Annotated in this window: 16 protein-coding genes; 10 read left to right on the top strand and 6 right to left on the bottom strand. The window is 74.2% G+C overall.

The genetic code is table 11. From position 1 onward, the window contains the following. Positions 1–6 precede the first annotated feature (6 nt). The 3 genes from O7599_RS03840 to O7599_RS03830 are packed head-to-tail and all read left to right on the top strand — an operon-like array spanning position 7 to position 2,409. Positions 7–330 carry a YciI family protein gene (locus O7599_RS03840; RefSeq protein WP_281620656.1) on the top strand — a complete coding sequence of 108 codons (324 nt, stop codon included), beginning with the start codon at positions 7–9 and terminating at the stop codon, positions 328–330. Next, a complete protein-coding gene (locus O7599_RS03835; protein ID WP_281620655.1) occupies positions 327–1,559 on the top strand; it encodes a DUF6596 domain-containing protein in 1,233 nt (410 codons plus the stop codon). The genes O7599_RS03840 and O7599_RS03835 overlap by 4 nt, the downstream gene beginning before the upstream one ends. A 55-nt stretch (positions 1,560–1,614) precedes the next feature. After that, positions 1,615–2,409, top strand: coding sequence for a DUF817 domain-containing protein (locus O7599_RS03830; protein ID WP_281623270.1), 795 nt, complete (start codon positions 1,615–1,617; stop codon positions 2,407–2,409). Between the two features lie 13 nt (positions 2,410–2,422). Here O7599_RS03830 and O7599_RS03825 read toward each other — a convergent pair whose 3' ends face one another. Further along, a complete protein-coding gene (locus O7599_RS03825; protein ID WP_281620654.1) occupies positions 2,423–2,989 on the bottom strand; it encodes a hypothetical protein in 567 nt (188 codons plus the stop codon). Continuing rightward, on the bottom strand, positions 2,977–3,438 hold the full coding sequence (locus tag O7599_RS03820; RefSeq protein ID WP_281620653.1) for a hypothetical protein: 462 nt from the start codon (positions 3,436–3,438) through the stop codon (positions 2,977–2,979). Before O7599_RS03820 ends, O7599_RS03825 begins: the two co-directional genes overlap by 13 nt. 488 nt (positions 3,439–3,926) lie before the next feature. Here O7599_RS03820 and O7599_RS03815 point away from each other — a divergent pair, with 488 nt between their 5' ends. The 3 genes from O7599_RS03815 to O7599_RS03805 all read left to right on the top strand — a co-directional run bounded on the left by O7599_RS03815 (position 3,927) and on the right by O7599_RS03805 (position 8,728). Further along, on the top strand, positions 3,927–5,126 hold the full coding sequence (locus O7599_RS03815) for a serine hydrolase domain-containing protein (RefSeq protein ID WP_281620652.1): 1,200 nt from the start codon (positions 3,927–3,929) through the stop codon (positions 5,124–5,126). 218 nt (positions 5,127–5,344) lie between these two features. Beyond that, positions 5,345–6,727, top strand: coding sequence for a hypothetical protein (locus O7599_RS03810; RefSeq protein ID WP_281623269.1), 1,383 nt, complete (start codon positions 5,345–5,347; stop codon positions 6,725–6,727). Positions 6,728–6,769: 42 nt separating this feature from the next. Then, positions 6,770–8,728: an ATP-binding protein gene (locus O7599_RS03805; protein WP_281620651.1), complete on the top strand. Its 1,959-nt coding sequence runs from the start codon at positions 6,770–6,772 to the stop codon at positions 8,726–8,728. Here O7599_RS03805 and O7599_RS03800 read toward each other — a convergent pair. Both O7599_RS03800 and O7599_RS03795 read right to left on the bottom strand, forming a co-directional pair. Next, the gene (locus tag O7599_RS03800; RefSeq protein ID WP_281620650.1) at positions 8,665–10,554 is read right to left on the bottom strand and encodes a hypothetical protein; all 1,890 of its coding nucleotides are present in this window, start codon (positions 10,552–10,554) and stop codon (positions 8,665–8,667) included. The two genes, O7599_RS03805 and O7599_RS03800, sit on opposite strands and share 64 nt — an antisense overlap. Continuing rightward, positions 10,551–11,501 carry a TIGR02996 domain-containing protein gene (locus O7599_RS03795; RefSeq protein ID WP_281620649.1) on the bottom strand — a complete coding sequence of 317 codons (951 nt, stop codon included), beginning with the start codon at positions 11,499–11,501 and terminating at the stop codon, positions 10,551–10,553. The genes O7599_RS03800 and O7599_RS03795 overlap by 4 nt, the downstream gene beginning before the upstream one ends. Positions 11,502–11,608: 107 nt before the next feature. Here O7599_RS03795 and O7599_RS03790 point away from each other — a divergent pair, with 107 nt between their 5' ends. Next, positions 11,609–12,712 (top strand): FAD-binding oxidoreductase, encoded by a 1,104-nt coding sequence (locus tag O7599_RS03790; protein WP_281620648.1) that lies wholly within the window; start codon positions 11,609–11,611, stop codon positions 12,710–12,712. A 63-nt stretch (positions 12,713–12,775) separates the two neighbouring features. Here the strand turns inward: O7599_RS03790 and bla are convergent, their stop codons facing one another. Further along, positions 12,776–13,717: a class A beta-lactamase gene (bla, locus tag O7599_RS03785; protein WP_281620647.1), complete on the bottom strand. Its 942-nt coding sequence runs from the start codon at positions 13,715–13,717 to the stop codon at positions 12,776–12,778. Positions 13,718–13,858: 141 nt separating this feature from the next. On the opposite strand from bla, the gene O7599_RS03780 reads away from it, so the two are divergent. Beyond that, positions 13,859–14,791: an NAD(P)H-binding protein gene (locus O7599_RS03780; protein WP_281620646.1), complete on the top strand. Its 933-nt coding sequence runs from the start codon at positions 13,859–13,861 to the stop codon at positions 14,789–14,791. 71 nt (positions 14,792–14,862) lie between these two features. On the opposite strand, the gene O7599_RS03775 is transcribed toward O7599_RS03780, so the two are convergent. Then, positions 14,863–16,371, bottom strand: coding sequence for an MFS transporter (locus O7599_RS03775; protein ID WP_281620645.1), 1,509 nt, complete (start codon positions 16,369–16,371; stop codon positions 14,863–14,865). A 114-nt stretch (positions 16,372–16,485) separates the two neighbouring features. Between O7599_RS03775 and O7599_RS03770 the strand changes: the two genes are divergently transcribed. Both O7599_RS03770 and O7599_RS03765 read left to right on the top strand, forming a co-directional pair. Further along, on the top strand, positions 16,486–17,391 hold the full coding sequence (locus O7599_RS03770; protein WP_281620644.1) for a helix-turn-helix transcriptional regulator: 906 nt from the start codon (positions 16,486–16,488) through the stop codon (positions 17,389–17,391). A gap of 104 nt (positions 17,392–17,495) precedes the next feature. After that, the gene (locus tag O7599_RS03765) at positions 17,496–18,182 is read left to right on the top strand and encodes a DUF899 family protein (RefSeq protein WP_281620643.1); all 687 of its coding nucleotides are present in this window, start codon (positions 17,496–17,498) and stop codon (positions 18,180–18,182) included. Positions 18,183–18,193: the final 11 nt, after the last annotated feature.

The following is an 18,193-nucleotide window of genomic DNA, read 5'->3' as shown; positions in this document are numbered from 1 at the left end:
CCCGACATGCAGTACCTGGTTTCCGTGATCGACGACAGGACCGGCTCCGCCACCGAGGAGGAGATGACCGCCATCAACGGCTTCAACGACCGGCTCCGCGCGGAGGGCAACTGGGTCTTCGCCGGCGGCCTCGCCGCGCCGGACACGGCCACCGTCATCGACAACCGGGGTGAGGAGGCGCTGTTCACCGACGGGCCGTTCCTGGAGTCCAAGGAGTACCTCGCCGGCTTCTGGGTCATCGAGGCCCCCGACCTCGACGTCGCGCTCGCGCTCGCCGCCGAGGGGTCGAAGCGCTGCAACCGCCGGGTCGAGGTACGGCCGTTCCTGTGAGCGAGGCCGGCGCACGGGAGGCGGTCGCCCGCGCGCACCGCGCGGAGTGGGCGCGTATCGTCGCGGCGCTGAACCGGCGCTTCGGCGATCTCGACGTCGCCGAGGAGGCCGCGGCGGAGGCGTTCGCCGCGGCCGTCGAGCACTGGCCGGCCGACGGCGTGCCGCCCGGCCCCGGCGGCTGGCTCGCGACCACCGCCACCCGCAAGGCGATCGACCGGATCCGGCGCGAGAGCAAGCGCGCCGGCAAGCAGCGGGAGGCCCGGATGCTGCACGACGACACCCCGCCGGAACCGGCCGGCGCCATCGACGACGACCGGCTCCGGCTGATCTTCACCTGCTGCCACCCGGCGCTCGCGCCGGAGAGCCGGGTGGCGCTGACGCTGCGTCTGGTCGGCGGGCTGACCGTGCCCGAGATCGCCCGCGCCTTCCTGGTGCGGGAGTCGGCGATGGGGCAGCGGATCACCCGTGCGAAGGCGAAGATCAAGGCGGCCCGCATCCCCTACCGGGTGCCGGCCGCCGAGGACCTGCCGGCGCGGGTCTCCGGCGTGCTCGCCGTGCTCTTCCTGGTCTTCAACGAGGGCTATCTGGCGACCGGTTCCGGCACCGATCCCGTACGCAGCGACCTGACGGCCGAGGCGATCCGGCTCACCCGGCTGCTGCGCGCCCTGCTCCCCGCGGACGGCGAGGTCGCCGGGCTGCTGGCGCTGATGCTCCTCACGGAGGCCCGCCGCCCCGCGCGGGTCTCGGCGAGCGGCGAGCTCGTGCCGCTCGGCGAGCAGGACCGCGGGTCCTGGGACGCGGCGCTGGTCGCCGAGGGGCACCGGCTGGTGCGCGAGCGGCTGGCCGTGGGGCAGGCCCCCGGCCGCTACCAGCTCCTCGCCGCGATCAACGCGGTGCACACCTCCGCGCGCGACGTGCGCGACACCGACTGGTCGCAGGTCGTCGCCCTGTACGACCAGCTCGTACGCCTCGACCGCTCGCCGGTGGTAGCCCTCAACCGGGCCGTCGCCGTCGCCGAGACCGACGGACCGGAGGTCGCCCTGGCGGCCGTCGACCGGCTCGCGGACAGCCTCGCCGGCTACCACGCCTTCCACGCCACCCGCGCCGACCTGCTGCGCCGGCTGGGCCGCGGCGGCGCGGCGCGCGCGGCGTACGACAGGGCCGTCGAGCTGGCGGGCAACACCGCCGAGACCGCCTATCTGACGCGCCGCCGCGACCAGGTGGGGTAGAACCGGAATCCGGCCGGCGGCCGTCCTAGCCGTCATGAGAACGGCGATGACGACTGTGGGGCAGCTCTGGTACTTCGGCGGCATCCAACTGCGCTGCTGTGCCTTCGCCGCCGCCGTGCTGGCGGGCGTCGCGCTCTCCGGGCAGATGCCGCGGCTGCCGGTGGCGCGCTACGACCTGCTGCTGCTGTACGGGCTGCTGCTGACGGCCCTGTTCTGGGCCCGGGGCTGGGAGACCGGGCGGGAGCTGGCCGTGATCGCCGTGTGCCACGCCATCGGCCTGGCCTTCGAGCTGCTGAAGGTCTCGCTCGGCTCGTGGAGCTACCCGGAGCCCGCGCTGCTGAAGTTCGGCGGCGTGCCGCTGTACGGGGGCTTCCTCTACGCGGCCGTGGGCAGCTACGTGTGCCGGGCCTGGCGGCTGTTCGACCTCGGCCTGGTGCGGTACCGGGCACGGATCACGGAGCTGACCGCGGCGGCGATCTACGTCAACTTCTTCACCCACCACTGGCTGCCCGACGCGCGCTGGCTGCTGGCGGGGGTGCTGCTGGTGGTGACGTGGGGGACCTGGGTGGAGTTCACCGTCCACGGTCGGCGCCACCGGATGCCGCTGGCCCTGTCGTTCGTGCTGATCGGCTTCTTCCTGTGGCTGGCGGAGAACATCGCCACCCGGCTCGGGGCCTGGCGCTACCCGTACCAGGCGGCCGGCTGGCAACCGGTGGGCATCGACAAGTTCGCCGCCTGGTCGCTGCTGATCACGGTCACCTTCGTCCTGGTCGCCCGCACCCGGCAGGTGCGGACGCGCGCCCAGGCGCCGGCCGACGGGCGCCGCCCGCCGCGCCGCGTCCGTCCGTGAGAGGGGAGTGGTGCTACCGGGGGATGTCGCCGTCCTCGAGGCGCGTCTGCCCCAGCGGCGTCGCGTCCCGGAACTCCGGCAGCGACATGGGCTGGTCGTAGAGGAAGAAGCTCTGGTTGCTGCCGATCGTGAACTCCATGTAGGCGCCGGTGGTGGCGTCGAAGCCGTAGTACGCGCTGCACTGGCCGCCCGAGTAGTAGACGCCGTCCATGCCCGGCGCGGTCTTCGTCACCATGCCGGTGTTGGAGGAGTCGACCTCCTCCGGCGGGGTGAGCATGGCGCAGTACGAGACCGGCAGTCCCTTCAGCACGAAGTAGCCGTACTCGCCGTTGGCGTTCTGCAGGTAGACGTACGACAGCTTCCCCGGCTTCTCCCAGGTGTCGACCCACTTGTTGATGGTCTCCCGGGTCGGCGAGTACTGCATCGCCTCCGCCGGCTGGCGCTTGACCATCCTGTCGTAGCCGGACTGCTTGGCCCGCGACTCCTGGGCCTGGGAGGAGTCGTCCGTGCAGGCCGCGGCGGTGAAGGCGAGGGCGGCGGTGGCGGCGAGGGCGGTGAGGACACGGGTCAGGCGGCGCACGAGGTCTCCTTCGCGTCGGTGCTCAGCTCGGCGGGCAGGCCGGCGTCCTTGAACGCCTTGCGGTGCTCCTGCCGGGACTTGGCGTTGTAGTCGTTGACCAGCTCGGAGCGGACGGCGCGCAGGGCGGTGAGGGACGTGGCGATCTGCTCGGTGCGGTAGGCGGACGGCTTGGTGTCCAGCTCGTCCCGGAGCGCGTCGATCTCGTCCTCCTTCGTCTCCACCGCCGCGCAGAGGTCGAAGAACTCCTCGTAGGTGGAGATGCGGAACTCGCCCGAGCCGACGGTGCGGTTGCGCGCGTCGGCCTCGCCGCGGAACGGCGCCGTGGACCAGGACGCACCGCCCCAGGCGAGGACGCCGGCGACGTAGACGAGGGCGAGCCCCAGGATCCCGGCGAGCGTGTAGCGCAGGGCGCGGCTGCCTTCGGCGAACACTCGTGAGTCGGTGGGCACGGCTCCTCCTCGCGGTCGGGGCGCGGCCGGCGGCCGGGCCCGGTGGCGGAGATCCGGCCGGTACGGTCCGTGGTGCGCCCGGTCACCGCCCGCTCATTTGTACTGTGCCCGTCCCGGTACCCCTCCCGAGCACGCGTCCGGGGTACGGGTCATCGGGCCCCGCCGTGCGGCGGTGACCCGTACCCCGGTGGTCCGGCGCGGCGGCGGCCGTCAGAGGCGTACCCCTTCGGCGTCCGCACCCGCGCCCGCGTCCGCCCCGGCGGCCCATGAACAGCGCGGTCAGCGCCACGAGGCCGAGGGCGGAGCCCACCTGGTACGTGGTGGTGACGATGCCGGACGCCAGCCCGGCCTGCCCCTGCGGGGTGGCCGAGGGTGGCGTCCGGGGCGGTGTGGGGGTGATCCCTGACGCCCGCGGGCGGCTTCGCCGGTTGACTGCGGTCAACGGCCGCGGCGACCGCCGCGGGCGGCACGGGACAGGGGGGATCGACATGACCGACGGGATACGCGGGACGGGCCGGCGCTGGGCGCTGCTCGCCGCGGTGGGGGCCCTGATGGCGGGCGGCGTCGCGCCCGCCGCCGCGGAGGGCGCGGGACGGCGGGAGGCCCGGTTAGCCGGGGCGCACGACGCCACGCAGGCGGCGCTGGACGCCATCGTCGCCGAGGGCACGCCCGGCGCGCTCGCCGCGGTGCGCGACGGGCGTGAACGGTGGTCCGGAGACGCCGGGGTGGCGGACCTGGCGACGCGCGAGCCGCGCCGGGACCGCGACCGGTTCCGGGTGGGGAGCCTGACGAAGACGTTCACCGCCACGGTGCTGCTGCGGCTCGACGCGCAGGGTGTGCTCTCGCTGGACGACACCGTCGAGCGCTGGCTCCCCGGCGTCGTACGCGGCAACGGCAACGACGGCCGCAAGGTCACCGTGCGCCACCTGCTGAGCCACACCAGCGGGATCTTCAACTACAACCGCGACGAGGGCTTCCTCGCGAAGTTCACCGGCGAGTCCTTCCTCGTCCACCGCTACGACGGCGCCACCCCCGAGGAGCTGGTACGGATCGGCCTGTCCCATCCGCCGCTCTTCGAACCGGGCACCGGCTGGGCGTACTCCGACACCAACTACATCCTCGCCGGCATGGTCGTCGAGAGCGCCACCGGCGACGACTACGGCTCCCAGGTCCGCAGGCACATCCTGAAGCCGCTGAAGCTCCGCTCCACCACCGTGCCCGGCTCCGCGAGCGCGGTGCCGCGCCCGCACGGCCGGCACTACTCCAGGCTCTACGACGAGGACCCCGGCGCCCCGGTGTACGACGTCACCGAGTTCAACCCCTCCGTCGCCGGCGCCGCCGGCCAGGTCATCTCGTCCACCCGCGACCTGAACCGCTTCTACGGCGCCCTGCTGGGCGGGAGGCTGCTGCCTCCCGGGCAGACGGCGGAGATGCTGACGACCGTACCCGTCGAGGAGGAGGAGTCGCGTACGGGCGGTGCACCCACCGCCGCGTACGGCCTGGGCATCCGGTCCGACCGGCTTTCCTGCGGCGTCACGGTCTGGGGCCACGGCGGGCAGGTCCCCGGCTCCCTGTCCCGGGCGGCGGCGACCCGCGACGGCCGCCACGTGCTCACCCTGAACCGCAACGGCGACTGGGGCGGCCAGGCGGGGGAGGACGCCGTGCTGGAGGCCGAGTTCTGCGGCTGACGCCCGAGACGCGGTCCGTCAGGAGCGGGGGCCCGGCGCGGCAGGTGCCGCGGCCCTCCTCCGGCGCGCTCCGCGCGCCGCCGGCGCTCCGCGGCCGTGCTGCCAACCCGCGTCACGCCGCCCGCGCCGCGGCATGTAGCGTGCCCGCGAGCGGTGAGGGGAGATCACTGGTGCAGGGGGATCCGCGGGGCACGCACGGTGCGGCCGACCTCCGTCGGCTGCCGGCCGGGGAGCCCGCCGGGGAGCCGGCCGACCCGGAGGTCGTGGCCGAGGCGCGGCGCCGCAAGGAGGCCGCGCTGCTGGACTTCGGCGTCGGGCAGAGCGTCGTGGCCTCCTGGCTCTACGCGAAGTGCCACCGCCACATCGCCACCACCGCGGTCCCCACCGCCGCGGTCACGGCCACCGGCGACGGCCGCTGCGCACTGCTCTACAACCCGTACTTCTTCGTCTCACTGGACTTCGAGGGCGTCAAGTTCGTCCTGTTCCACGAGGCGCGACACCTCATGCACCGGCACCTGTACGTGGACGAGGAGCTGCGCTCCGACCCGGTGTTCACGCTCGCCGCCGAGGTGGCCATCAACCACGTCGCCCTGCGCCGCCTGGGCCGCTCCGCCTTACCCGAGGCGGTGCCCGAGGGCGGCGGGCCGCCCGAGCCGGCGGGCGTCGACCCGGACACGGTCTACCGCGCGTACCGGGACGACCTGCGGGAGCAGGGCCTGGCCCCGTTGCCGTACGACGACTTCATCCGCACCGACCTGACGGTCTACGGCGAACTGCGCCGCATGAAGACACCCGGCACGCCGCGGTCGTCCTCCTGCGTCCACCTCGCCGAAGGCGCGGCCGGCGGCGACGTCCCCCTGGACCCCGAGACCGTCGGCCAGGTCGGCGACGACGTGCTGCGCGAGGTGATGCAGTCCGCGCTCCGCGGCGGCCGGGCGGCCCGCGACGAACTCCTCGGCCTCGCCGACCGCACCGCCGACGGCGGTGAGCGGTTCAGCCGGCTGTGGGGCCGCCTGGGGCTGGACAAGCTGCGCGGCACCACGCCCCGTACCCGCCGGGTCGACTGGTGGCAGCGGTGGCTGACCGACGTGCTCGCCTCGAAGCTCACCGAGAGCGAACGGCTGGTCTATCCGAAGAAGCACGGCGCGATCGTCCTCGCGCTCGGCCACGAGCCGATGCTCACCCGCCGCGGCCCGGAGCGTACGAAGGTGGTGCTCGTCGCGTTCGACACCTCGGGGTCGATGCCCGACGCCGTGGTCGAGTGGCTGACCACCCTGGTCGGGCAGACGGACGGGGTGGAGAGCCACTGGCTCTCCTTCGACGGCGTCGTGATGCCGTTCGTGCCCGGAGAGCGGGTGGCGGGCGGCGGCGGCACCGACTTCCAGAACGTGGTCGACTACGCGGAGGGCCGGCTGGAGGTCGGCGGCAAGCCTTTCGCGCACGAGCCCGACGCGGTCATCGTCGTCACCGACGGCTACGCGCCCCACGTCACCCCCGCCGATCCCGACCGCTGGATCTGGCTGATCACCGACGGCGGCGACGACTGGCCGGAGCGGCACCACCGCCCGATGGCCTGCCACCGGGTCGCGTCCGGCCGTTGACTGTCAACCCAAGAAGACCGTGAGACCGAGGAGAAGCGCATAGTGGCCGCCGCGACACCGCCCGGGGCGACGACGCCCGCACCGCCGGCCGCGGGCCGGCAGTGGAGAGCGAACGCCACCTACCCGGACCCGCCGCAGGAGGGGCCGACCGCCAAGCTGGAGAAGTTCATCGACGCGATGATCGCCACCGGCCAGACCGGCCAGATCTTCGGCGAGCACGGCATCGGCAAGACGTCCACCTTCGTCTCGTACGTGCCCCATCGCTACCCCGGCACCGGCCTCGTGGTCCTGCCCGCGGCCAACCTCGCCCCGGACGACCTGCTGATCAACGCCCCCGTACGCGACGAGCGCAGCGGCGAACTGGCGCTGCGCCAGCTCGTGATGCGCCAGCTCACCCCCGGCACGCCCTTCGTCCTCCTCGTCGACGACTCCCTGCAGGCGGGCAACACCGTGCAGTCCCAGCTCATGCAGATGGCATGCAACTGGACGCTCGGCGAGTACGACCTGCGCGAGCTGGGCTGCGTCGGGGTCTTCCTCACCGACAACGAGTCGCTGGCCGAGACCAGCGTGCGCCGCTCCGACCTGGCGATCCTGGACCGGATGGTCACCCTCCGGCTGACCGCCAACGACACCGCCTGGCGGCACGCGCTGGCCGCCCGGTTCCCCGACTGGGACCTGCGCGAGGTGTTCCGGCAGTGGGCCGCCCTCGACCCGCACCTGCGCGGCCTGCTCTCGCCGCGCACCCTGCAGCACGTACTCGACTGCGCCCGCGCCGGCTTCCCGCTCGCCTGGGGGCTGCCGCTGCACAACGGCCGCCGGCTGGCGCTGGCCGAGCCGGGCGCCGAGGGTGCCGGCGGCGCGCCGGGCCGGGACCGGACCGACGAGGTGCTCGACGCCATCGCCGCGGCGGTCGGCGCCGCCAACCCCGCCACGGTCACCGACCCGGTCCGCCGCATCCTCAGGGCCGCGGCCGCACACCGCTGGGCGGTGCTGCTCCAGGGGCCGCCCGGCTGCGGCAAGACGGAGATCGCCAAGCAGATCGCCCGGGAGGAGACCGGCCGCGAACCGGTGTACTTCTCGCTGCCGGTGACCAACGTCGAGGACCTGTGCGTGCCGGTGCCGACCGCGGACGGGGCGCTGGAGGCGATGCTCGCCCGGTCGCTGCTCGACCCGGAGCCGAAGGTGCTGATCTGGGACGAGTACAACCGGCCGAAGGACAAGGCGACGTACGCGAAGCTGATGGAGATCACCCAGGAGTGGACGCTCGCGGGCCGCCCGCTGCCCGGGCTGCGCGCGCAGGTGGCGCTGCAGAACCCGCCGTACCACCTGGGCCGCAAGATGCTGGTCAGCAGCAACAACGTGGCCCAGGCCAGCCGGTTCACGATCAGTTACGAGGTGCGGCCGGAGGACATCCCGGCCAACGAGTGGCTGATCTCGACCTACGGCGAGACCGCCGAGACCGTCCTCGAATGGTGGAAGAACGACATCGACGACGAGGGCCGCGACTGGGTCACCAAGCGCACCCTGGAACGGCTCATCAAGCTGCACCACGCCGACATGCCGCTGGAGCAGGGCCTGATCTACCTCGGCGACGGTGAGTACGCCCCGGTCCCGCTGTCCGGCCTGGAGGCGCGGCTCGCGGAGCGGCCGCAGATCGGCCTCGCGGAACTGGCCGCCGACCTGACGGGCTGGCAGGCCCGGCTGGCGGCGGCCGTCGAGACGTCCGCGGAGGGCACCAACGACACCGACCTGGTGCACCAGGTCTTCTCCAACGCCGAGGTGTCGCAGCTCGAACGGCACCTCGACGTGGTGGCGCGGCTGCTGCCGCACCTGCCGCCCAAGCTGCGCGCCACCTACCTCGTCGGGCAGGCCGAGGCGCGGCAGCGCTTCTGGATCTCCGCCCTGGCCCGGATGGGGGAGCTGGCCTCCGCGCCCTCCTACTCCTCGTCTTCTTCCGCTTCTTCTTCCTCGTCCTCTTCGTCCTCGTCCTCGTCGTCGTAGTAGTGATCCTCCCAGTCCTCGTCGATGTCGTCCTCGCTGAACGGACGGACCATCGGCACCGCGACGGTGGACTGGTCGTGGTCCACCGTCCAGGAGTTGCGGAAGAAGTCGAACTTCAGGTGGAGGAGACCGTCGTGCTCCGTGAACAGGATCGGCGGCACGAGGAAGTGCGCCACGTCCACGGTGGCCGCCGTGGTCACGAACTCCTTCGCCGGGGGGACCGGCGGACCGCCCTGGCAGGAGGCGAAGTTGACCGGCGCCGGTGCCTTGTGGCCCAGCACGTGGATCCGGTTGCCCTCCACGACGAACCTGTCCGGGTCGAGCACCACGTCCTCGCCGAGCATCATCACCGGCGCGGGCAGCACGTCCGCCTTGGCGGCGTCCTGCGCGCTCACGTAGTGCTTGATGACGTCGGCGTTGCGCGTGGTGTCGAAGTGCGGGCCGAGCACGCCGCCGTCGCAGATGCCGCACGCGCATTCGGGCATCTCGTCGGTGACGGGCTGCTCCGGCTCCGGGAACAGCATGCTCTTGTCGAACGGCGCGACGGGTGACGCCCCGCCCCGCTCCTGAAGGAACGCCGGTATCCAGTCGGTGCCCTCGGCCTCGACCACCGTCGTGTCGCACGCCGCACGGAACGGACTGTCGCCGACCTTGCAGTTGAAGTAGTCCAGCAGCGTGATCGCCGCGCACGCGGCCGGCGAGAGGCCGCCGGACGCGGGGAACCAGAAGTCGTGCCCGTTGGCGACGAAGTCCAGCCCGCGGAACCGCTTGTGCAGGAACGGCTCGCCCGCCGCGCCCGCGCCGAGGTCGCCGCTCCAGTGCGCCGCCGCCACCCGGTTGTAGTAGTCGTCGGCGTGCCGGGCGAGTTCGGGCGCGAAGACGCTCTCGCCCGTCAGGTAGCACGCCTTGGTGAACAGGGCGCCGATCTCCGGGTCGTGCGCGGTGCCCGCCTCGGTGAAGACCAGCTCCGTGCGCAGGAAGACCTTGCGGCCGTCCCGGTACGGGGCACCTTCGTGCTCGTACCGCTGATCGAAGATCACGCAGGTGAAGGGCTCGATCTCGGTGAGGTCCGCGCCGTCGGTCAGGTCGAGGACGGGGCTGCCCGAGCCGCCGGTGAGGTAGAGCAGGACGGTGTAGCGGGAGACGTGCCCGCGCGACCGGTCGTAGTACGGCGTGTCCCGGTGGCGGTGGAAGTTGGCGTCGTCGGGCTCGAAGCGGTTGCAGCGGAAGACCGGGTTGACGTGCGTGAAGCCGTCGAGCCGCGCCTCCGGCATGGCCTTCGCCACCGCCCCGGTCAACGCCTCGGCGAGCAGGGCCGAGTGGAAGATGAACCGGTCGCCGCCGCGGGAGCCCGCGTTGAGCGGCGGCACGTAGAGGTCGAGCGCGTCCAGGCCCTCCAGCCGGGCGCGGGCGGACGCGGGCAGCCGGATCGAGAACGTGTACGCGCCCTCCGCGAACTCAGCGCGGTCCGTCAGCTCGAACTCCAGCCCTGCGTCCGCGAAGAGCGGGTCGAGCGGGAGGATGTTCTCGTACGTACGGAACGACATCTCGCGCGGGTCCGCGAAGACGGCGGCCAGATAGGGCGCCGCCTCGCTGGGCCGCGCGAACAGCTCGCGCACGTCGGCGTCGATGCGCTCGGCGTCGACGAAGCGGACCGCCTTGAACCGCGCCGTCGGATGCCAGGAGACCGCGAGCCCGTCGAGCACGGCGGTGGGTTCGGCGTCGGTGGCGTCGACCAGGGCGCGGTACCGGTCGACCTCCTCCGCGGGCGCCTGCCCGGCGGCGGCGGACAGGGCGAAGAACCGGTCGCGGAGCTCGGTGCTCATACACTCCTCCAATAGCTGCGCAGTACGGGCGGGAGTTCGGGTGCGGACGCGAGGCGGCGCGCGCCGGCGTCGCCGACGTCGGCGGCGTAGAGCAGCAGCCGGGTGAGCGAGCCGAGGAAGGGCGCCGCGAGCAGCGCCTCGGCACCCTCCTCGCCGATCTCGTTGTAGCGCAGGTCGAGTTCGGTGAGGTCGGCGAAGGCGTGCAGGGCGCGCACGCCCCGCGCGGTGAGCGCGTTGCGCTGGAGGTGCAGCCGGCGGACGCCGGTGAAGAAGGGGTTGGCGGCGAGGGCGGCCAGGCCGCTGTCCCCGATGTGGCAGTACCGCAGATCGAGCGAGCCGATCCGGCCGGCGGCCGGGGTCGCGAGAGCCTGGCCGCCGGCGGCCTCGCTGCGGAAGTACGAGGACACCGCAAGGGCCTTGGCGCCGAGGGCGCCGACGCGGAGATAGGACAGGTCGACGGACGTGAACGGGGCCAGGTCGAGGGTCGCGAGCGCGCCGGCCTCGACGTCGGCGGACGGCAGCGGCTCGCCGTCGTCGTCCGTGTCGTCGTCCCAGTGGTCGTACTCGTACGGATCCTGCTCCGGCGGCGCGATGCGCAGCGCGGTCACCAACGGCTCGGCGCGCAGGGCCTGCTCGATCAGCATCGGCGTGCCGTCGTCCCACTCGACGGCGATCGCCGTGGCGAACCCGTGCCGGCGCTCCGGGGCGCTGACCCCCTCGGGGAGCTCCGCGTCCCACTTCTCCCGGTGTTCCGCCACCAGTGCGTCGATCTCCCGCTCGACCGCCCTCCGGCCCTCTCCCGGGCCGACCCGCGCCCGCCGCTCCGCCAGCCGGATCAGCTCCGCGCGGGGGTCGCCGCGCTCCCGCAGCCGGTCCCCGTAGACCAGCCAGGACGCCAGGTCGTCCGGGCGCTCCCGCAGTGTTCGTTCAAGGGCCCCTAAGGTCATTGCCGGAGGCTAACAGCGGCCGCTGACACACCGGTTCCGACCCCCGGCCGGGCCGCGCACCCGGCGCTGCCGGGCCCCGAGATGCGACACTGCTGCCGAGGTGATCCATGGTGCCCGTGGGCCCACCCCCGTCACGGAACGGCGTCGTCGTGGTCGGCGCCGGAGTCGTCGGCGCCTCCGTGACGTATCACCTGGCGCGTCTCGGCGCAGGTGTGACGCTGCTCGACCGGGAGCCGGCGGCCGCGGCCGGTGTCACCGGCGCCTCCTTCGCCTGGATCGGCGGCGCCGGCGGTGACTGGCCCGGCGGCGCGGAGGATCTGCGCGGGTCGGTGCTCGCCGACCACCGGCGGCTGGAGGCCGAGGTACCGGACTACGCCGTGCGCTGGACGGGCTCGCTGTCGTGGACCGGCGAGCGGGCCGGCTCTCCGGCGGTGCCGGGCGGTCACCGGGTCGCACGGGACGACATCGCGGCGCTGGAACCCCACCTGCGCACCCCGCCCGCGCACGCCGTCCACATCCCCGGCGACGGGGGTCTCGACCCGGCGGCGATGACCCGCGCGCTGATCGCCGCCGCGCGGGCCCGCGGTGCGGCGGTGGTCCTCGGCGCGGCCGTGCGGTCGCTGGAGTTCTCGGCCGGCCGGGTCGTCGGCGTGCGGACACCGGCCGGTGTCCACCCCGCGGCGACCGTCGTCCTCGCCGCCGGCACCGGCGTCGCCGAACTGTCCGCGCCGCTGCCCGCGGACGTGCCCGTCTCCGTGTCCCCGGCCTTCCGGGTCCGGGTCGCGGCGCCGCCCGGACTCGTCAGGACCATCGTGTCGACCCCGGAGTTCGAGGTCCGCGAGGTCCGCGACGGCGAACTCCTCATGACCCTTCCGCGTGTGGCCGGCACCTCGCCGCAGGCCCTGGCCCGGGCCGCAGAAGTCGCCCTCCGCCACCTCAAGGACGCCTTCCACGGCGCCGGCACCTGCCGCGTGCTCGACTACGGCCTCGGCCACCGGCCGGTGCCGCCCCGCGGACCGCTCATCGGATACGCGACACCCGACCGCTCCGCATACGTCGCCGTGATGCACTCCGCCGTCACCCTCGCCCCCACCGCGGGACGCCTCGTCGCGGACGAACTCACCACCGGCGAACCGCCCCCCGAACTGCGCCGCTGCCGTCCGTCGCCGAACGCGGCCGCGAGCACGCCGCGGCGGTCACCCCCGCCCTGAGCCTCGTCCTCGACGGTCGCCGCCGGGTGGAGGGAACGACCCGCCGCCCGTCGCCGCGCCGGCTCACGGGGAGCCGTCGCGGGGCGGGAGCGCCGCCGCCACCTCGGACGCCGCCGCTGCCAGCAGTTCGTCGTCGGCCGTCGCGTCCCGTTCCGTGCGGTTGGACATGATCGCCACCACGAGGGGCGCGCGATCCGGCGGCCAGAGCACCGCGATGTCGTTGCGCGCGCCGTACGTGCCGCCCGTGCCGGTCTTGTCGCCGACCTCCCAGCCGTCGGGCACTCCGGCGCGGATCAGGGTGTCGCCGGTGGTGTTGGTGCGCAGCCACGTGGTGAGCAGGGCGCGGCCGGGCCGGTCCAGCGCGTCGCCGAGGACGAACGCGCGCAGGTCGCGCGCCAGCGCGCGGGGTGTGCTCGTGTCACGGGTGTCGCCCGGGGTCCAGCGGCTCAGCTCCGGCTCGTCGCGCACCATGCGGGTGACGTCGTCGCCGATCGCCTCCAGTTCCGCGTCCATGCCCGCCGGGCCGCCGAGTTCGGCGAGGATCAGGTTGGCGGCGGCGTTGTCGCTGAAGCGGACGGCGGCCTCGCAGAGGTCGCGCAGGGTCATCCCCGTGGCGACGTGCTCGGCGGTCACGGGGGAGTGGGCGATCAGGTCGTCCGCGGAGTACGTGATCACCCGGTCCAGCTCCCGCGCCGGGCGCGTGCGGAGCACGACGCCGGCGGCCAGTGCCTTGAACGTCGAGGCGTTCGGGAAGCGTTCGCCGGCGTGGTAAGCGACCTCCCGTCCCGAGCCCGTGTCGACCGCGTAGACCCCGAGGCGCGCCTCGTACTCCCGCTCCAGGGCCGCCAGTTCGCGCGCGTACGGCTCCGGCGGGGGAGTGGCCGTGCGCGACGGCGACGGCGGCGGCTTCGCCGGCGGGCCGTCCTCGCCGCAGGACGTCAGCGGTACGAGGACGAGGGCGCAGAGCGCGCCGACCGCCGCACGGCGGGTGCGGGTGAGCCGCATGTTCCGGGACCTCCGGGGGTGAGCTGTGCAGCCCCCACCCTCGCCCATCAGGTGATCACGCGTCCACACCGCGAAGGCGGCCGGGATCTGTCCTCCTTCGCTTCTACGGTGGCCGGGAGCCCACAGAGAGAGGCACCACCCATGACCATCGCCGTCACCACCCCCACCGGCCACGTCGGATCCCGCGTCGTCCGCCTCCTCCTCCAGGCCGGCGTACGCCCCCGGGTCCTCGTCCGGGACCCCGCGCGCCTCGACCCGGTGACCCGCGACCTCGTCGACGTACGGCGCGGCGACCTGACCGACACCGGATTCGTCCGCGAGGCGACCGCCGGCGCGCGGACCGTCTTCTGGGTCGACCCCACGCCGCCCACCGACGCCGACCCCGTCGGGACCTCCGAGCGGACGGCCGCCGGCGTCGTCGACGCCGCCCGCGCCGGGGACGTCGCGCGGGTCGTGCTGCTCAGCAGCGTCGGCGCGGAGCTGCGTCACGGCGCGGGGCACATCGACGCGCTCGGCCGGATCGAGGAGAGCCTCGACGCCACCGGCGCCGACACCCTGCACCTGCGCTGCGGCTACTTCTTCACCAACCTCCACCACGCCCTGGACGACCTGGCCCGCGGCGTGCTCACCACGCAGTTCCGGCCCGAGCGCCCCATGGCGTGGGTCGACCCGCGCGACGTCGGCGACGTCGTCGCCGCGCGGCTGCTCGCCGACGACTGGAGGGGCCGCGTGGTCCAGGGCGTCCACGGGCCCGAGGACCTCAGCTTCGTGCAGGTCGCCGAGATCCTGACCGGGGCGCTGGGCCGGCCGGTGCGGGTCGAGACCGTCAGCGACGACGACGTCCGCGCGGCGCTGGGCGCGGCGGGGCTGCCGCCGGGCGCCGTGGACGGCATCGTCGGCATGGCCGCGGGCACCCGCGACTTCGTCCCGGAGCAGCCGCGGGACCCGGTCACCACCACCCCCACCACCCTCGCCGCCTGGGCGTACGCCCATCTGCGGCCGATGCTCGACGAGGCGGCGCGCGGCGAGGCGGCGACAGGCGACGCGGCCGGGGGCGGCGCGGCCGCGGCCTGAGGGGGCGGCCCGGATCCCGCACCCGGGCCCGGGGGCGTCCGGAGTACGGACCCACCCCCCGCCCCGCCCCCTCACCGCACCTGCGCCCCGGCGCCCCTCTCCTGCCGCTCCGGCACCCCGCCCCGCGGCAGGTGCCGCAGCGTGAACACCCCGAGCGCCGCGTGCAGCAGCGCCGCGACCAGCGCCGCGGCGTGCAGCCCCGCGACGAAGGCGGCCTCCGCCTCCCCGGCCGCCGCCGCCGTGATGCCCGGCACCCGCAACGTCTCGGTGAGCGTGCCGGCCAGGTCCGGCCCCCGCAGCCGGAAGACCAGCGCCGCCAGCGAACCGAGCAGCGCGATGCCGAGGGCGTTGCCGATCTCGTTGCTGGTCTCGGCGATCGCCCCGGCCGACCCCGCGCGCTCCGGCGGCACCGCCGCGACGGCGGTGTCGGCGACGACGCTGAAGGAGATGCCGTAGCCGACCCCGGCGACGACGGTGGCCGCGACGTACCAGCCCGTGCCGCCCGAGACACCCGTGGGCAGGATCAGCAGCAGCCCGCCGGCGATGACGAAGTGGCAGGTGAGCAGCGCGGCCCTGGTGCCGGTGCGCGCCACCACCGCGGGGGTCACCACGCACGTGACGGTGAGCACGACGGCGCCGGGGAGCGTGACGAGGGCCGCGTCGAAGACGTCGAGACCGCGAACGGACTGCAGGTAGATCCCGCCCAGGTACGCCACCGCCGACCAGGCCGCCAGCGGCAGCAGCCCGGTGACGGCCGCGATCGCGAACACCCGGTCGCGGAAGAGGCGGAGGTCGATCAGAGGGTGCTCAAGCCGCAGTTGGCGGCGTACGAACCGGTACAGCAGGACGATGCCGACGGCGGCCGCGACGAGCGGGACGGCCGCCGGGCCCCCGGCCGCCGCGCGCTTGATCCCGTAGACGGCCAGCAGGATGCCCGCGGCGGACAGCGCGACGCTCGGGGCGTCGACGCGGCCGGGCCCTCCGGCGCGTACCTCGCGCAGCAGCCGCGGGGCCAGCAGCAGGAAGAGCGCGACGACGGGAAGGTTGACCAGGAACACGGACCCCCACCAGAAGTGCGCGAGCAACTGGCCCCCGACGACCGGACCGATCGCGAAGCCCGCCGCGAAGGCCGCCGCGAAGATCCCGATGGCCTGCGCCCGCCGCCGCGCGTCGGTGAACAGCTCGCTCAGCACCGCGAGCGCGGAGGGCAGCAGCGTGGCGCCGGCCACCCCCATCAGCACCCGGAAGGCGATGAGCAGCTCGGCCGACGGCGCGAACGCCGCGCCCGCCGAGGCGGCGCCGAACACCGCCGTGCCGGTCATCAGCAGCCGGAGCCGGCCGTACCGGTCGCCGATGCTCCCGAACGCGACGAGCAGGGAGCCGACGGCGAACCCGTAGCCGTCCAGGATCCACAGCGCCTGGTCCGCGGAAGGGGACAGCTCCGCCGAGATCCGGGCCATCGCCAGGAACAGCACAGAGCCGTCCATCGCGACCAGCAGCACCGGGCCGAGCACCACGAGCAGGCCGAGCCACGCCCGCGGTCCGGGGGCAGGAGGAGAAGAAGCACGCCGTCCGTCCATGGCCACGACGGTGCTCCGCCGCGCGTCCGCCGGCCATCCCCGTCTCGTGGGTACCCCCGGCAGGGATACCCGGGGCCGGCCCGCCCCCGCCCGGGCGGACGTAGCCTCGGGACCATGGAACTGGAGAGCCTCGGCGCGTACCTGAAGACCCGCCGCGACCGCCTCACGCCCGCCGCCGCCGGACTCGGCACCTACGGCGCCACGCGCCGCGTGCCGGGCCTGCGCCGGGAGGAGCTGGCGCAGCTCGCCGGGGTGAGCGCCGGGTACTACACGCGGCTGGAGCAGGGGCAGGCCGGGACCGCCTCCCGGCAGGTGCTCGACGCGCTGGCGCGGGTGCTGCGGCTGGACCCGGCCGAGACGGCCCACCTGCACAACCTGGCCCGCCGCCCCGCCGCGCCGCGGCTGGTCCGCCCGGCGCCCGAGCAGCCGCACCCACGGGTGCTGGCGCTGCTCACGGCCCTGGCGGAGACGACGCCGGCCGTCGTGCTGGGCCGCCGCGGCGACGTGCTGGCCTGGAACCGCACCGGCCACGCGCTCGTCGCCGAGCACGTCGACGCCGACGCGCCCCACGACCCCGTGCGCCGGCCGTCGGTACCCCGGATGTTCTTCCTCGACCCGCTGGTCCGGGACCTGCACGCCAACTGGGCGGAGCTGGCCCGTATCCACGTCGCGTACCTGCGGCTGACCGCCGGCCGCTACCCCACCGACGCCCGCCTCGCCGAGCTGATCGGCGAACTCGCCATGGGCAGCACGGACTTCGCGGAGCTGTGGGCGGCGGGCGACGTCGCCGACTGCACCGTGGGCGCCATGCGTCTGCGGCACCCCACCGTCGGCGCGCTCGACGTCGACTACCAGGTCTGGCTCCAGCCGGACAGCCCGGGCCACCGCCTGGAGGTCTACACCCCCCGCGACCCCGCCTCGGCCGACGCGGTCCGGCTGCTGGCCGCCCGGCCGTACCGCGCGGCGCCGCCCGCGCCGTCTGCGCCGTCCGATGCCGGCCGCGGCCGGGCGACCGGGTGAGATGCCGTACGTGACCGGGTGTCGTCGCGCCGAGCGATGAGTTCCGCGGGCCCCGGAGGTCTATTCGTACGGAAAGGCCATTCCTGAAAGCCGGAGGAGTACCCATGACCGCCAAGGCACTGCCGCCCGTCGTCGACACCGAGACCTGGCGGCGCGAGCTGGACGCGCTCCGCGTCCGCGAGAAGGCCGCGACCCGGGAGCTGGACGCCATCGCCGCGCAGCGGCGCCGGCTGCCGATGGTCGAGATGCCCGACTACACCCTGGAGGGCGAGGAGGGACCGGTCCGGCTGGTCGACGTCTTCGACGGCAAGTCCCAGCTCATCGTCTACAACCACATGTGGTTCGAGGGCAAGGAGTGGCAGTGCGGAGGCTGCACGAGCCTCACCACGCAGTACACCCGGCTCGGCTTCCTCGACCCCTACGACGCGCGGTTCGTCATCGTCACCCAGGGTCCGATCGACGAGGCGCTCGCGTACAAGAAGCGCGTCGGCAACCGGATGCCCTGGTATTCCACCGCGAACAGCCAGTTCGGCACCGACGTCGACGCCCCGCCCGGCGGCGGCTTCGGGTTCAACGTCTTCCTGCGCGACGGCGACACCGTCTACCGCACCTGGCACACCAACGGCCGCGGCTCCGAGCAGCTCAGCCACACCTTCCCGCTGGTCGACGTGCTGCCGTACGGGCGGCAGGAGGAGTGGCAGGACTCGCCGGAGGGCTGGCCGCAGTCGCCGACGTACAGCGGCTGGCTCGACTCGAAGGACGTCGCCCGCCTCTACGGCGAGGGCGCCTGACGCTCTCGCGC

The sequence above is a fragment of the Streptomyces sp. WMMC500 genome, from assembly GCF_027497195.1.
GTDB lineage: Bacteria > Actinomycetota > Actinomycetes > Streptomycetales > Streptomycetaceae > Streptomyces.
Note: the sequence above shows the minus strand (reverse complement) of the source record. Positions and strands in the feature narration are given on the sequence as shown.